Annotated in this window: 17 protein-coding genes; 6 read left to right on the top strand and 11 right to left on the bottom strand. The window is 41.7% G+C overall.

All coding sequences use genetic code 11. The features are described 5' to 3' along the window. On the bottom strand, positions 1 to 74 hold a 74-nt coding region (locus Q0757_RS15020; RefSeq protein WP_298788884.1), incomplete at its 3' end, for a metal-sensing transcriptional repressor. A gap of 181 nt (positions 75 to 255) precedes the next feature. Between Q0757_RS15020 and Q0757_RS15025 the strand changes: the two genes are divergently transcribed. The 4 genes from Q0757_RS15025 (at position 256) to Q0757_RS15040 (ending at position 3,074) form a co-directional block, all read left to right on the top strand. Then, on the top strand, positions 256 to 558 hold the full coding sequence (locus Q0757_RS15025; RefSeq protein ID WP_298788780.1) for a hypothetical protein: 303 nt from the start codon (positions 256 to 258) through the stop codon (positions 556 to 558). Between the two features lie 1,085 nt (positions 559 to 1,643). Continuing rightward, entirely contained in the window at positions 1,644 to 2,252 is a 609-nt protein-coding gene (locus tag Q0757_RS15030) for a recombinase family protein (RefSeq protein ID WP_298788782.1), read from the top strand. 92 nt (positions 2,253 to 2,344) lie between these two features. After that, positions 2,345 to 2,920 (top strand): hypothetical protein, encoded by a 576-nt coding sequence (locus tag Q0757_RS15035; protein WP_298788784.1) that lies wholly within the window; start codon positions 2,345 to 2,347, stop codon positions 2,918 to 2,920. Continuing rightward, positions 2,913 to 3,074, top strand: a complete 162-nt coding sequence (locus Q0757_RS15040) for a hypothetical protein (RefSeq protein ID WP_298788786.1) — start codon at positions 2,913 to 2,915, stop codon at positions 3,072 to 3,074. The genes Q0757_RS15035 and Q0757_RS15040 overlap by 8 nt, the downstream gene beginning before the upstream one ends. Before the next feature lie 201 nt (positions 3,075 to 3,275). On the opposite strand, the gene Q0757_RS15045 is transcribed toward Q0757_RS15040, so the two are convergent. Further along, entirely contained in the window at positions 3,276 to 4,649 is a 1,374-nt protein-coding gene (locus Q0757_RS15045; RefSeq protein WP_298788885.1) for a copper amine oxidase, read from the bottom strand. Between the two features lie 486 nt (positions 4,650 to 5,135). Further along, the gene (locus tag Q0757_RS15050) at positions 5,136 to 6,191 is read right to left on the bottom strand and encodes a class F sortase (RefSeq protein ID WP_298788787.1); all 1,056 of its coding nucleotides are present in this window, start codon (positions 6,189 to 6,191) and stop codon (positions 5,136 to 5,138) included. A gap of 408 nt (positions 6,192 to 6,599) precedes the next feature. On the opposite strand from Q0757_RS15050, the gene Q0757_RS15055 reads away from it, so the two are divergent. Next, positions 6,600 to 6,881, top strand: a complete 282-nt coding sequence (locus tag Q0757_RS15055; protein WP_298788789.1) for a hypothetical protein — start codon at positions 6,600 to 6,602, stop codon at positions 6,879 to 6,881. A 207-nt stretch (positions 6,882 to 7,088) separates the two neighbouring features. On the opposite strand, the gene Q0757_RS15060 is transcribed toward Q0757_RS15055, so the two are convergent. The 4 genes from Q0757_RS15060 to Q0757_RS15070 all read right to left on the bottom strand — a co-directional run bounded on the left by Q0757_RS15060 (position 7,089) and on the right by Q0757_RS15070 (position 11,451). Then, entirely contained in the window at positions 7,089 to 7,619 is a 531-nt protein-coding gene (locus tag Q0757_RS15060; protein ID WP_298788791.1) for a hypothetical protein, read from the bottom strand. 439 nt (positions 7,620 to 8,058) lie between these two features. After that, on the bottom strand, positions 8,059 to 8,121 hold the full coding sequence (locus Q0757_RS17005) for a hypothetical protein (RefSeq protein ID WP_366139541.1): 63 nt from the start codon (positions 8,119 to 8,121) through the stop codon (positions 8,059 to 8,061). A gap of 1,190 nt (positions 8,122 to 9,311) precedes the next feature. Then, positions 9,312 to 9,638: a DUF5839 family protein gene (locus tag Q0757_RS15065; RefSeq protein WP_298788793.1), complete on the bottom strand. Its 327-nt coding sequence runs from the start codon at positions 9,636 to 9,638 to the stop codon at positions 9,312 to 9,314. A 373-nt stretch (positions 9,639 to 10,011) separates the two neighbouring features. After that, the gene (locus Q0757_RS15070) at positions 10,012 to 11,451 is read right to left on the bottom strand and encodes a hypothetical protein (RefSeq protein ID WP_298788795.1); all 1,440 of its coding nucleotides are present in this window, start codon (positions 11,449 to 11,451) and stop codon (positions 10,012 to 10,014) included. Between the two features lie 305 nt (positions 11,452 to 11,756). Between Q0757_RS15070 and Q0757_RS15075 the strand changes: the two genes are divergently transcribed. Then, on the top strand, positions 11,757 to 12,167 hold the full coding sequence (locus Q0757_RS15075; RefSeq protein WP_298788797.1) for a hypothetical protein: 411 nt from the start codon (positions 11,757 to 11,759) through the stop codon (positions 12,165 to 12,167). 290 nt (positions 12,168 to 12,457) lie between these two features. On the opposite strand, the gene Q0757_RS15080 is transcribed toward Q0757_RS15075, so the two are convergent. From Q0757_RS15080 to Q0757_RS15095, 4 genes are all read right to left on the bottom strand, one after another. Beyond that, positions 12,458 to 12,808, bottom strand: a complete 351-nt coding sequence (locus tag Q0757_RS15080; RefSeq protein ID WP_298788799.1) for a hypothetical protein — start codon at positions 12,806 to 12,808, stop codon at positions 12,458 to 12,460. Between the two features lie 23 nt (positions 12,809 to 12,831). Next, positions 12,832 to 13,650 carry a replication initiator protein A gene (locus Q0757_RS15085; RefSeq protein ID WP_298788802.1) on the bottom strand — a complete coding sequence of 273 codons (819 nt, stop codon included), beginning with the start codon at positions 13,648 to 13,650 and terminating at the stop codon, positions 12,832 to 12,834. 432 nt (positions 13,651 to 14,082) lie between these two features. After that, positions 14,083 to 14,385, bottom strand: a complete 303-nt coding sequence (locus Q0757_RS15090) for a hypothetical protein (protein WP_298788805.1) — start codon at positions 14,383 to 14,385, stop codon at positions 14,083 to 14,085. Continuing rightward, positions 14,372 to 15,148 carry a ParA family protein gene (locus Q0757_RS15095; protein WP_298788807.1) on the bottom strand — a complete coding sequence of 259 codons (777 nt, stop codon included), beginning with the start codon at positions 15,146 to 15,148 and terminating at the stop codon, positions 14,372 to 14,374. Before Q0757_RS15095 ends, Q0757_RS15090 begins: the two co-directional genes overlap by 14 nt. Positions 15,149 to 15,445 lie beyond the last annotated feature (297 nt).

Below are 15,445 nucleotides of genomic sequence, written 5' to 3' on the forward strand. Positions count from 1 at the left end.
ATCATACGGAGAATACCACGTAGTTGACCTTCCACACGTTTGACCCGGTGCTTCATTTGATCCGTGTATTCCATCAGACGTTCCTTCTTTCATAACGATATTACCCTATGGGGTATATGAATACCTTAAAACAAATTCCCAGGAGTGTCAACCAGTTTTCTTAAAAAAAAATTTTGGATTCCTAAAATACGGGTGCGCGTATGCTAAAATATAATAACAATATTCATTGATTCAGCAATAGAAGGGAATGAGTAGATGCATAAAACGTATGCAGCCAGCTATCGGCGCCATCGTTTAGGGAAACTTAGTGGCCTTATGGTTCTTGGAGCGGCGGTTTTCTTATGGAAGTACTTACGGGAAGGCCGTTCTTCGCAGGATGCCTGGACTGCGTCCATTCTCCGTCACGTGATGGATCCGGAACAGTCCCGGGAAGAACAAAAAGAACAGATGAAGAAGGCATTCAAGCTTGCAGAAGCTGCCGGAACGAAAAAACAGGAACTGGTTCAGACCTATCAGCACTTGGCTAAGGAGTCCTCCCAGTCCAAAAAATCTAAATGAAAAATTTGTGGTATTGTTCTTTTCCTGCTTTCTCTTTTGTTGATCAAAAATTTCATGGACCGTATTTATTCTATAAAATAAACTTCAAGGAATGATACTTCAGGGGTCTCACTAGGGCGGCATTATTCTTTTCACCTTCTGGTCTTCGATCAAACCTGGCAACATTGGTTATATCTAATACCAAATTCTTTTGACATAAATGAAAAAACGTTTGTTTTCGTTCGTGAGTGGCAGAATGTCTTTTTCCCAACTTTACTTTCTTTGATATTAAAGAAACCACTCGTTTGCTATCTTTGAGAAAAAAGCTAATCTTTCTAACGATTGGCTTTTTTATATACATATCAAAAAGTACGCTTTTTGATAGAATACCTCGACCGATGGTTCTTGCGGGCTAACAATCTTGGTTTTTCGTTAAGGGGAGAGCTTCCATTCCAGAGAGATTGTTAAACCTTTATTAAGATGAATGGCCGAGGGTCGTGTCGTGCTTGCGGGCATGATAAGGTGATTTTGGGAGCGATCTTCCTCCCCGTTACTCCCCTTAAGTAATGATACCCCGTTGGAAAGCCACCCGACCGAGAGGGCTGGCTTTCTTTCGTTGGGAATCAAATCCAAGAGCAACAGGCAGCAGCCTGTTGAACGATGTTGTCGTCGAGGAAAGCCTTTACTCCGTCGTCATTTTCCATGAACATCCTTCTTTTAAATGTTTGTAAAGATGCTCGTCTTTACGTAGCCAATGGATCTTGGGCGTGATAGGTTAAGAGTAGGAGTCGCACGTCTCCCCAACAATCACCCTTGTTGTTCAACACCTACTAGGATGGACCAGCTCTGTATGGGCTGGTCTTTTTTTGTTTCTTATAAACTGTTATGGATCGTCATGAAATGATCAACCATACTTCGCAGATGGAAAATGTTAGCGTTGAAAAAGGTAGACGTTTATCAACGGATTGAAATCATACACATCAAGGAGTTATAAGCGTGGCAAAATATCCAATTTATATTTTTGCCACGTTGTATAATTAACATGGCTTTTTTGATACACTGAATGTAGAAAATCACCGTTTTAACGAGTAAGGAGTCGACCGATCATGGATAATCGCCAGTATGGATACATACGAGTCAGCAGCCGCGACCAAAATGAAGCTCGTCAAATGGATGCCATGAAAGCAGCCGGCATCCTGGAACGGGATATTTTTGTGGATCATGTGAGTGGGAAAAACTTCGAGCGGGAACAATATCAGTTATTAAAACGCATTCTCCGCAGAGGGGATGTGCTGACCATTCATTCGCTGGACCGGTTTGGTCGGAACAAAGACGAGATTTTACAGGAATGGAACGAGCTGACGAAAACGATGCAGTGCGACATCGTCGTGTTGGACATGCCGCTCTTAGATACGCGGGAACAGAATGACTCTATGCGTACGTTTATCGTTGACATGGTGCTGCAGATTTTGTCCTGGATCGCGGAAGAAGAACGGACGCGCATTCGCCAGCGGCAGCGTGAAGGCATCGATTCGGCCCAACGCAAGGGCGTAAAGTTGGGACGACCCCAGGCACCCCTCGACGATTACTTCATAGACATTTACAATCAGTGGAAACAGGGACAGATCACGGCGGTAGAAGCTTCGAAGCGAGTGAATGTCAACAAAACCACCTATTATCGGATGGTCAAACGATATGAGCAAGAACACACTTAATGATATTTAAGATTTAGCATATATAATTACGATACGTGAAATTTATAATTGATGAAACAGAAATCTAGAAACGAACTTGAAGGGGTTTCCGAATGGTTAAAGACATCGATCAAGAACTACCTAAAGGGCAATCGGTTCTTATCCAAACATTAGATGATGAGGATCGTGATATTGAATTAGAAATTAAACAACCAACTTTTCAGGAATTATTGCACGTCTATACTCTCAAAGAGCAAGAAAAGTTAACGTTTCATTGGCAGAAAAAAGACTTGATCGAGTTAGGTATTGAGGAAGTATTTGGTCTTTATGAACATCAAGAGCTAAAGGCGATTAGCGGAGGTAGGTGGGTGAATGACGATTATATGCTTGTGCAAATGGAACGTTTGGACAGAAATGACAAAGAAGTCATGATATACAAAGCTTTTCCTATTATTGCCGCTTTTCTTAGTACCCGTTGCCTGAATAATCAAGAAGATGGATGGTTCATTATCGAATCAAAATCAAATGAGACCTTAATTGACTATTACCTTCAAGAAACAAACGGCATCGATGCTGGAGCTGCTCCCTATAAAGAATCTGTGCGCTTAATCGTCGTCAATCCGCGTAGACAAGAAGAGCTTACACAACGTATAATTAAAGGACAAAGGAGGACACATCATCATGAATAAAACGATTCGAGGCAAAAAAAAGAATCAAGAACAAATAATTGCCGAAAAGTATGATGGCGTTCTGGTAGGGGCAAACCCTGAGCATCGACACACTCGAGAAGAAGTCGAAGATGTAATGAAAAAACTGAAAAAAAATCCGAAGCTTCATAAATAATGCATCAGAGAGAAAGCCTAAGCTTCCATGCTTCAGGCTTTCTTTTTTATTCAATATTTAGCGATAATACCGTATTTTCCGCTTCAAAATACAATGAATGTTTGATGAAGAAAAAAGCTGGTGCCTATCTATCAATGATAGAGGCACCAGCTTTGCATGATTCGTTGGTTTTCCATGTTGGTTCTTTCCGCGGGAGACCTATTAAGCCTCTCTGCGGCGTTTCGTGAGCGCGATTCCTGCCATGACGAGCGCCATGCTTCCGGCAGCAATGCCCCATGGACTAACATTCTGTGCCGTACCGCCGAGGCCGGTTTTCGGCATTTCTTCCGGCATCATGTCACTTTCAAACTGATCTGGATACTGGGCCACCACGGCTCCTGAAACACCTTCCCCTACGCCAAACATATGGCCGTAGGCTTCGCGAACGTCTTCATAAGCCATGTCATACTCTTCCATGGTATAGCTGTCAAAGGCACCAATTAATTGGTTTACGTGCATCTGCAGGCCTTCGGCCAGCGCATCGGCTTCCAGTTCCCCGCCGGTCGCTTCTTCCATGAACTTGGAGAATTCCATCCGGTAGTTATCAAGATTATCAAGGGCTTCCTGTTGAGCGGCTTCGTCTTCCGCCCCGGTCGCTTCCACATAATCCACGAAATAACCGATGTGTTCACTCCACATGTCTTCAAACTGTTGGCCGGCTTCGTCGCCGTACACGGATGCAATTTCATCCGACAGTTGCTGCGTATTTTGGTTCAAAATACCGGCTGCAGCACCGAAATCTTCCGCGCCAGCTCCGCCTTTTTGCATCGCGGTTACCGCAAGTCCTGCGTGCTCGGAGAACAGGAAGTTCATATCGGAACGCAGGTCCACGGCCGGCGTATCCGGGTTGGTGTTATTATATTTGTCTGGGAACTGATCGGTAATGGCTACGGATAGGTTTTCACTCACCCCGTACATATGCTCCATCGCGTCACTGGCCAGCGAATAAGCTTCTTCATAGTCTCCGGCCACGTAGCTGTCGAACGAGCCGATCAGCTGATTCACGTGCATTTCCAGTCCTTCGGAAGCAGCTTCGGCGTCAACGCCGCCATCGGTTGCGTCATCCAGGAACTGGGAGAATTCCTCACGGTAATCCTTCAGGTTGTCGAGCGCTTCCTGCTTGGCCGCTTCATCTCCGGCATTCGTCGCTTCCACATAATCGACAAAATAGCCGATGTGTTCGCTCCACATGTCTTCAAACTGCTGGCCGGCTTCTTCGCCGTAGACCGAAGCAATCGTATTGGACAGGTCTTTCGTATTCGCCTGCAGTGTGGCAGCGGATTCTTCAAAATCCTCGGCGCCATCTGCGCCCTTCTGCATTGTTGTCACGGCCAGATACGCATGCTCCGACAAATATTGATCGAGTTGAGCACGAAGATCGCCTGCCGGCGTGGATACCGATGCCATCATCTCTTCCGATGACATTTCCATGTTGCTTTCGCTTTCATTACTATCTGCAGAAGCAATCCCTGGTGTCGTCGGAATCACCACAGCTGCCGTTAATGGTAATGCTAGTGCTGTTCGTTTCCAATTGATCTTCATATTCATATAAAAACCCCCTTTGTATGTTGTTCCACTCAGTTAACGAAATGAGTCAGCTATTGGATCATTATTTTTTGAAATTTTTTAAAAAAATAAATAATTATTCCATCCATACCAGTCGGTACTTCCAGCCTCAACGGTTTTGACTTTTTACTTTTTGGACGACCACGACGCCCCAAAAATATACTGAAACACCCGGTCTTTCAAGCCATGTGGGGGCAAATCATTGCCTCTGGCGTTGTTCTCAACCTCGAGAACTTCATGCTCTCGGTGAATTTGAAGCACATGTTTTATGAGTCGCCGCTGTCGAGCCACTTGTTGATATCTCGGATCTAAGTGTACATGATCCCTCCATTTCTCCGCGTCCATCATCATCGACTCCCTCATTAACCTTCTGATTTCACACGATAAAACGACAAAGACGATGCCGCGTGACACGTTCATCGCCTTGTTGTTGATGGATAGCTTCTATTCCATCCTCTATTCGTTCAAGGTTACGTCCTTAGAAGGATCCGATTCGGTCCCGTCTGCATTAACAGCTGTCACATGGTACGTGAAGGTTCCTTCCTCGGTTTCGGTGTAGCTTTTCCGCTCGTGTTCATCCACGCTCGCGACGCGGGTGAAATCATCTCCACCTTCTTCCTGGCGGTACACCCGGTAGCCAACAATGTCTTCGTCCCGCACCGCATACCATTTCAACAGCGATCCCTGGAGAGAAATGTTTTCAGGGGGCGGCGGCGGATCCGATGCTTCTTCGCCATCATTCATCAGGGCTTCTTCGCTCTCCTTGGTGAGTTCCGTGTAGACGACCAGCCGTTCATCGTGCGTGCCCTGAGCCTGTTTAAAGGTGCCGGTGCACGTAATCAGCTGCAGGTGCCGGCCGTCGCTGGATCCAAAAATGTCCTCGATCGGCGCATCCTTCCTCGGATAACTCACGACTTTCGTGACGGTAAACGCCAGCTCCTGATCGTCTTCATTAGTCACCTGCACCTCGTCTCCGGCTTCCATGTCCTCCAGGTCAAAAAACACCGCCGGTCCGCTTTTACTATCCACGTGGCCGGCCATGACCGCGTTGCCTTCTTCCCCCGGCGTGACGCCCGGTTCAAACCAACCGACCCCCTCTGCGGAATCCGGTACGCCCATCTGGCCGTTATCAAGCACGCCCACACCTTGCAGGTTCGCCTCCACATCAATCGATGGAATCAACAGCTTCTCTGGATCCGCGAGTTCAACAGGCTCTGTCTCCGTCGTTTCGTTTGGTTGTTCCGAGGCCTCTGCCACCTGGACAAACTCTTCCACCTTTTGCGACGAGGAGGAATCGTCATTCCCGGTATCCTCGTTCGTTTCAGGATTCGTTGCATCCTCCGCTTCGGATAACACCGTGGTGTCTGCCGGTGAGGAGAACAGGGTCTGTTGAGCATATTGCACCCCCAGACCGATTGCCACAAACATCGCCGCTGCGAACAATAGGAATTTGACACGTCGTTTTGTCACTGTTCTTCTTTCCTTTCGTTGTTTGCTCCGTCGTTCCGTCACTATTCTTCTCTCCTTTCGTTGATCGAATCATTATTAGTCAAGTTTTTGAAAAACATAAAGGCTCTCGTAAGGGCCGTCATCGCCGCTGATGCAAATACCCTGGCTTACTTACGGGCCATTGCCGTCAACAGTGCTGATCATGCCCACTTGTGGTATTTCCGAAGGTATTGCTTCGCCGCCCTTCGTAAAAATCTCTTCCGTTTCGATGGTTTCAGGAAGCTAACGAGACCAAGGAATAGTTGGATCATTTTTGACCAAAATTTTCTCTATTCTTAATCTTTTTCCATACTTCGTTCCCGCTATTTTTGGTTCCTATATGAGTAACCATCCATCAAAAGGGGTACTTAAGAATCATAAAACCTACCGAACGAAATGCTTTAGGCCTATAAAAGGGGGCACATATTTGCGATGACCTATGAACGGTTGCTTGTCCGCCTGCAGCGCCGGGAACGCCGTGCCCTGGAAGATCTCTATGATGCGACGGCGTCCCGTCTTTACGCCTGTTTGTATCATGACCTTCCGGATGAACAACAATGTGAATACGTGCTTGGTCTTCTGTACGAGCATGTATGGACCTATCCTCAAGCTTATTGTACCGAAGCCCTTTTCGATCAATTATTGACGTGCGGCCGCCGCTTCATCCAAGACCAACACTTGAATTTCACCATGCGCGGAACGCCAACCGTTTAACCATAGGAACCGAACAATTTTGAAACATGTTTAAAAATACCGTCAAAATTGACCGGTGATTGTTGCCTATTTGTAACTTTTCTCATTAAGCACATGGGAGAGAAATCTCTTCTTTTATATTAACTTTTAGATGGAAAACACTCCGTTTTTATAGCCAAAAACGGGGTGTTAAGGGCAATGTCCAGAAGTTAAGGGTTTTAGACTGTTTTATCGGTTATACTCATTTAAACGCTGTATCCCCATGACAAAAAATGAAATTAATACACCCAATATTAGGATCCCCGGATAAATAAGGTGAAAGGGAAAAAGAGAGAATTCGAAATGGAAGCTAGCTTGTATTCTTTCGATGGAGTACCCGGTAAAAAAAATAACCGTGCCAGACATGACCCAGCTAAAAAACGTTTTCACTTTACGCAAAGACGCTTTTGATGTGGAAACATCAACGTCAAAGAAAGCAAAGTGATGAGCGTACACTCGCAAGATAGGATTTAATATCGTCACAATCACTGCTAAACCTATCCAAATGAACAAATTCCATTTACTACCGTAGTTCATTTCCCCCTCTGGCAAAAAATTAGTGATGACTTCATCAGGTATTCTTTCCCAAACGACAAAAATATAGATGATTAAGCTTAAACATAAGAGAGTAGACAGAAGATCATGAACAATATACAACGGAGATTTTATATCCTTCCCTCGATAAGAAGGATTATGATGGAGAATAGGAATAATAGACACAACCCTTGCGTACGGAATAAATATGAAATTTTTATTATACGATAGAGTTCCATTAGTATGTAGCTATTTTATAACTATTTTTTCGACATCAAAACGCCGACAAAAGATTAACTTTTTCCTCTCCACACTGCTGATAATCGTCATTATGGTAAGTAGATCATGGCTGATAGCCCGATAAATCAGGGTTTGGCAAAAACGGCATGAAAAGAACCATGCAGTTTTCATACAGCCTTGATCTAACAGGCGTTTCCGGGGCCGTGTCCGCCGCAGCCGGACACCCGACTGCATAAATCCTTTCGCCAAAAACATCGGCACAACGGGTGCTTTTGGAAGGAAAAACCGTACGGTAGATGAAATTTCCTTCGGGGCCGCCAGGGTTTTTGGATCCACCAGGGTCGGGTATACTATGTTCATAGAGCGTCCACTCTATGAGGGGTTTTTATTTACGATTGTCATTAGACATTATTGTCGCAACGAGTATCCCGAAGGAAATCATCACCATTAAAATGCTGGTTGTCGGACTTCGACAAACAGCAACGCCCCCGGCCTACTGTGAATAGGTTGGGGGTGGTTTTATTTTCAGGGTTTGTTACTCCAACATATTCTTTTAGGCATATATGCTTTCAGGCATATTTTTATTGCTGCGGATCGTTTCGGCTGAGGAAGTCTTTCTTGATCACACGCCATAGATAAAAGACAATCGGGAGGCATAGCAGAAAGAAAGCGAAAGCCCCACCCACATGATTTTCCCTCACCCAATAAAAGGCCCAGCCTAAACCAAAGGTGAGCATCGCCACGTAATACAGTACTTTGATGTATCTCAACTAACCATCCTTTCTACTCGTTCTCGACCTCGAGCCCCTTTCCTCCATGGTTCTTTTTCTCTCTCCCGTTTATAGAAAAGCACACGGAGAAAACAGACGTTGCTTTCCCCCTTCGCTCGTACTAAAGATAAAATTCTGACCAGGTACACCGTTTTCTCTTGCTTGTTCCGGGGTATACAGGGACTACAACCACCCAACCTTTCTCAGGGGTTTTTATTGCTTGTCATTAGACAGGATGGTGGCGACTGTAACGCTGCGATCACCCCTGGCCTTTCTTCTGCATCCGCAGAAGAAAGGCTTTTTTCGTGCCCCGGTCTTCTGATGCTTCCAAATATGCCTACAGGCATATTCCAGAGAACATTTCAGCTGAGATGAAGTCCTCAGCAAGCCACAGTGCGATAGTTCCTTCGTTGGGAATAGTAACACGGTCATCGAACAAACGAAAAATACCTGTGCGGCTTCTCTGGGCGTTCTGCGGAATCGAGAGATCGTATGGTATCTTGAGATCAGTCAGAAAATGGAAGGAGCGATCCGATCCATCATAAGCTCGGGAGGATATTTGTCTTTCTGCTTGCGATAGCCTTTCTCGTTCTCGGGATCATCACGTTATGGACGATGCCCAGGCCAGGTGTGCCTATATCGTTATCCCTCACACTTGGCCTCGTTTATCTTACGCTTGGCATCAGCGAACTGATTCGTCTTCAGCGAAAAAACCGTGCCAAATCCTAAGGAGACCCGGCCCGTTCCATGGCTCACCTGGAAGGAAGCCTTTGAAGCTTCGGCAGCTGCCGGGGCTCTTTTTTTATGTCATATTGAGATCATTGTTACTTATCGCAATGATGAACAACCGTGGAGGGGGAAGTTGTTGTTACGATTCCTGGGCAGGTTTCTCCGGCGCTCGTTCGAGCACCTTGATCACTTTTTTGTATTCCCGGCCCGTGTCTTCGATGTCTTCCCGAAAAACGTTCATCACCACGACCGACCGTTTTCCTTTTTTCGTTGGCACCTGGATAATGTCTCCCGGTTGGATCGAATCTTCGCGCAGCCGTTTCGGAATGTTCCAGTGATACAGTTGGTTCGTGTTTAAGACCGGAGCGCCGTTTTCGTCCCAGCGGAAAATATGATACGCCGCAATCGTATTGTTCGTTTTCATGGTTCTTCGTTCCTTTCGTTCGTTCTTAACTTTGTTGTTCATTTCCCCAGGTCGATGATTGTTGTTCACCGGAGTCGTTCACTTAAGTAACTCATTGTTCCGATGTGTTGTTCCAAAAATATGTGTGAAGTTATTTTTGGAATATTCGGTTTATAACTTTAAGCATTTTTTATTTGTCCTTTACACGCAGCATACGTCACAAAGACGTTCCAAAAAGGCCAAAAATCAGGGGAAAAAATTTCCCCAAGCGGTGGGGAAAATTTTTCCCCTTTTTGCTTATTTGTGTTCCCACGTTTGGCCCGGCACTGCCGGGCTTCCCACCCCAGGTGGGAACAAAAACCCCTTATGCTCTTTTACAAAATTTGCGTGTTTCATTTCTTTAAACTTTTCTTCTAATTTCGATAATGTTTTTTCATTACTGTTCTTCTTCCATCTTTTCTATTTGTTCTTTCTCTTCCTCAAAAGATAACAAGTAACCTCCATTCTTAATTTGTCTTTGTTCTTTTTCACGTAATTGTTTGATGCTTTCTTTTACATTTCGAATACTCGCTTTGGGAGGTGCTTCAAAATCATAAGTTTGTGGTGCTAAATTAAATCCTAATTCTTTTAATAATAACTCTTGAACGATTTCTTTTAACTTCATGATTCTTTCGTTATCTTTTTCTTTAAGTGTATAACTTCGGCCATGACTTAATCGATCACGTAAATCCTTCAAGCGATTAACAAATGGTTTTACATCTTCTTCGTAATTCTCCATTTCCACTCGTTCTACATGCAATTCTTTTTTGATTAATTGTTGAATAGCATCTCCAGCTGGTTTTGCATTTCCTCCTCTTGTACTTTTTTTAATATGGTCAATGTCCTCTAAGCTAAAAACGAAGTCTGATTGAAGCAAAGCCGTGTCTAAATTTTCTATAAGATGATTTAATTCTTCGCTCGCATACTTTTGGTTCCCACCATTGTGATGTGTACCTAAGGATTCTAAGCATCTATAGTAACTTAAAAACTTATCCTCTAACGATTGGTGTTTAAACCGAAAAGTTGAAACAAAATGCATCCAGAGCTTAAAATTCTTACTAATCATTGGATCAATAATAGCTTGTTTTATTTCATTAGAATTTGGCTGTAAGCGATGAAGGTACTGAGTAATCTTAGGTTTTTGGAGAAACATATTCTCCTCCCGAGAGCTATAAAAGATTTTACTCATACCTTTGGTATACGCATGTTTGTTCTTATAACTAAAATGTTCGACTGGAGTAAAATGATTAGCCAGAAAAGACACCATTGTGGTAAATCGGAAAAATAAATCTTCTAAGTAATGAAATCCGACGCTCTTTTTTGTTCTAAATGTGACCAGCACACGTGGTTGTTTAATTTCTTCAAAAAGTGTGCCTCTCTCCCACGAGCCTAACTTGATCTTAAAAATAATTTCATTATTGTGATGATGGAAACGTCCTTTTATTTCCTCTTGTGTATTAAGTCCTTGGAAAAGAAGATGAAGTTGGGTATACGATGCTGTTAAACCAAATAATTTTATATCCTGAAGATCCGTAGCTTGTAATTCGAAGGAGTTATCTATGTAAATTCCGGGCCGAAAAATTACTTCTGCTTCATTTTCATCGCTAGCATGGAATTTTTGCAGTTGGCACTCAAACAAACTGATCCATCCTCCGCTTTTCATTTTTTTGCAATGAAAGACAAAGGTTTCATTTAAATTATTTTTAAATGTTTCCAGTAGTTCCTGCTCCTCCACTTTCACATGTATCGTTTGAATGTCTTTCGTTAGTTGTAGATAACCGGTCATTGTTTGTCCCTGGTAATATACTTTGACAATTCCTTCAAAATCTTTTTGCATCGAAATCATCCTTTAGTAAGTAACAAAATATCTTTCTTTTGAAACAGTTTAACTTGTAAAGAGCATAAGGGGTTTTTGTCCCCAAATGGGTGGGGAACCCCGCAAAGCCGGGCAAAACGATGGGGACATGAAAAAGTACTTTTACACACCTTTTCGCACACCTATTTACACACGATTTACACATGCTTTTTGACGAAGCTTTTCGATATAGAAATTTCAATATGTCACGAAAATGTCTTCCGATATAACAACCTTGAACTTCCTGGACGATAAAACAAGAAGAAGATATTCAGGGAGGTTCACGTATGAGTGCCAAACAACGAAAGAATTATATGCTGTCCGAACAAACGATTGCTTATATTGATAAGGTCAAAGAACAACAAGGGGTATCGGCTAGTGCTGCTCTTCATCACATTGTGGAAGAACATCGAGATCAGGAATGGCGACAAGAGCTCTCGAATTATTTAGTCGATAAGGTGGCTGGCGAAGTTCAGAATAGGCTGCACGATGATTTAAAAAAGATTCGTATAGGAGCCAACACCGCTGACCGTAAAGCAAGCATCTTATTAGAAGTGATGAACGTGTTAATGATTCATCATGATTTGAAAGATTATGTGTCTACAGCAGAAACGTTATCACCGATACTAGATGGGGCAGATGAATATATAGCCGATAACATTGCTAAAGCGAAGCAGCGAAAAGATAGTCGGAATTAAATGTACACATAAAAGTGCATGAAAAATCTATCGCATTAGCGAGTACCATGAAGCATAAATGTTTGCCCGACTCGAAGTTGTTTAGTCGCATTGATTAGTCCTTCATTATCAAGCTTTACCAATGCGAACTGGAATGGCCTCAAGGACGAACCAAACATGCGACATGTTCGAATGCTTTTCGTACCATAAGCTTCTTTGTTGATTGCTCCTCTGAAAAAGATTTCAACAACAGAAAAAAGGTTTTGAGTATGGCTGTGTTTGCTCTACGGGGTACTCATCATCAACGATGCTTACGTTGCATCGTTTCCAAAGGTCTTCCAGAGCTTCGGAATCTTGTTCGCTTTGTGCGACGAGACGACGTAATGCGTAAACGGCTGCTTGGTTTCCGGATCCTTATAGGTATTGATCTCATACGTCTCCGTGGGAGCGGTGACCACGACTTCGGCGGCCCACTGTGCACGCTTTTTCCCCTTCGATCGACGATCACTTACCGTAATACCGGGAACTTGGCCTTCATTGACGATCAAGTACTGCGTCATGCTATGAGCATCCGCTTCGATCTTCACATGAAAACCGATCGTGGTTAATTCTTTTTCCAACTGTTTCACACTTCGATTGATTTTGGAGATGGTCCCTGCCATCGACTTCTCCCTCCTCCATGGGTTTATGAGCCATCCTGCAGCCAATTATAATTCAGTGGATGATTAGCTGGTAAATGCGGATACGGTTGGTCAATCACGCCTCGTTTCAGGCGATGTTTGTGTAAAGTATTGTCGAGGCACGTTCGCAGATATGCTTCATAATGACGAACCGGTTCTTGTTTGTTGGCGATTTCGTCTTTGACTCGTTGAATCAGTTCTGGAGATAATCCTTCTTGGATATATTCTTTTTCGATTTCATATGTATTCATCGTTTCCGAAGAAGAATTGTTAACGTTATTGTTAACAATAGTATTATTCATATCAGTCTTACTATACTCAGTCTTATTTCCGTATGATTTTGATACTTCTTGATGTATCATTTTCATATTTCTGGAGCTATCATTTTCATATTTCCGGACATATGATTTTGATAAATCCTTGTCCCCCAAGGATTCTGGATCATTTTCCTTTTTAATTTTATATATATCATCATCAGATGCTAGGGGCTTTTTAATATATAATTTGTTAGGTTTGTTTAACCCTACACGTACTTGATAAAGAAGATCTGCTTCAGTTAATTCTTTTTTAATCTTAGAAATTTTATTTGGACTTTTAATATTCAAGATGTCCATTAGATCATCGTTTGTATAAATGAAATAAATATTCCCATTCTCATCAAACCAATTGTTTTTTATAGAAAGTTGAAAACGGTCCTTTAAAATAGACCAAGCAATTTTTGTATCATTACTCATATTCATATACTTTTCATTTTGAAAAAAAACTTTAGGCAGTTGGTAATAAGTTAATCCTTGTTCCTCATAGATATTAAAGAATGTAGACATAATAAAAACTCCCATCTGTTTATTAGATTGAGAGTTACTTTATACACACACATATGCTATATGAAACAAATTATTGATATAGCTTAAACGTATCCCTTGAAAAGATATGAGAATATGCTAAACTAAAGTCAAATAGTTTCTTCTAGCCACAGAAGAATTAGTGTATAGAGTTAACTCTCTACGAAAGCAGTCGGTGTATCCAGCACCGGCTGTTTCTCGTTTATTAAGTATATTTTATCTGAATAAAAAGCAATAAGCAAATCGCTTTCAAAACATTACTAGCTAGGATAAAATATTCTTAGGCTCTTTGTTTAAATACATATGGCCATCCCTTAAATAAGTCACTTCTCTCCAGGGAGTGGCTTATTTTTTATTATTCAAAGCATAACCTACAATTGTTTTCTTTGTTGAGATTTTGCATGAAAAATAGACTTATAACATGTCTTTTTCTTTCATAGCTTTTTTAACGGCTGCATTAACAAACTCAGAAATAGATCCTCGTCCGTATTGATTTTTTAAACGATCTAATTCAATCAACACCTCGGGGTCAAAATAGATTCCTTTAACCTTCGGCTTTTCTTCATTTTTGTTCTGATGTTTTTTAAAGAAGTTGTCTAGTTCGTCCTCATTATTAACCTCTTTATCATTATCAATATTAACATTATCATCATTGTTAATATTACTATTGCCTGCAACTTCTCCAAATCCTGCAATATTTCTTTTATTTTTTGCCATTATCCAGTTCCTCCTTAATATTGAAGTAGACTTCTGTAGCTGGGTTTTTTTTACGATTCATAACAGCAGGCTGCTGTTCATATGCAATACTGTTAGCAAACTGCACCGATCTAGGGATGATCTGTTTGAACATACGTATATTATTTTTCTCACAGTACTCTTCACATTGCTCAAGAATCTGTTTGTGTAGAACAGTTCTACTATCTACCAACGTTCCAACGACTCCACTGACTTTTAGATTTTTATTATGGCTTCCTCTAAAGTTATCTATTACTTCTAACATCTTAATAAATGAACGCATTGAATAATGTTCTGGTTGAAATGGAATAATTATATCTTGGACAAAAGATAAGATATTACCTGTGATAAGTCCAATATTAGGAGGGGCATCCATTATTATTACATCATAAGATGCTAACAAGGGTGTAAGTTTTTCACGCATGATATGAAAAGGCTTAGGATAATCATTAGAATTTGATAGTACATCAAACTCTAAAAATGCTAACTCATCGTTAGCTGGCAGTATATGAAGATTCGAGTTTATTTTATCTATTGCAGCCTCAGGAGAGACGTTTTGGGCCAATACGTCATAAATGGTGTATTCATATTGATCTGGGTTGCGGCCATATGTAAGAGCTACGTTGCCTTGATTATCAGCATCAATAATCAATGTTTTTTGCTCCTGGGAATAAATTGAGGCCAGACTTGTAGCAATGGAGGTTTTTAATACCCCGCCTTTGTTAGTTGAAACGGCTAGTAACATATTCTTTCCCTCCTTAGATGAATTCTAAGATTTTATAATAATTATTATGTCGTACATAAATCCCTTGGGCTAAAGGATAGTCGTCGGCGAACTCATAAATTTTATTAATAATTGTTGTTTGATTTATCATTAACCTAAATCAGTTTATATTTGTTATAGATAACCATAGCATAACTATCTTGAAATATAAATAGTTATTAATAAAAACATTAAAGTTAATATTAGTATTAACTTTAATGTTTGAAGGTTAACGGAAAAGTGTTTACTAAAAACAAAGATAGTATTAAGTAGACAATA

The sequence above is a fragment of the uncultured Marinococcus sp. genome, assembly GCF_947493875.1.
GTDB lineage: Bacteria > Bacillota > Bacilli > Bacillales > Marinococcaceae > Marinococcus.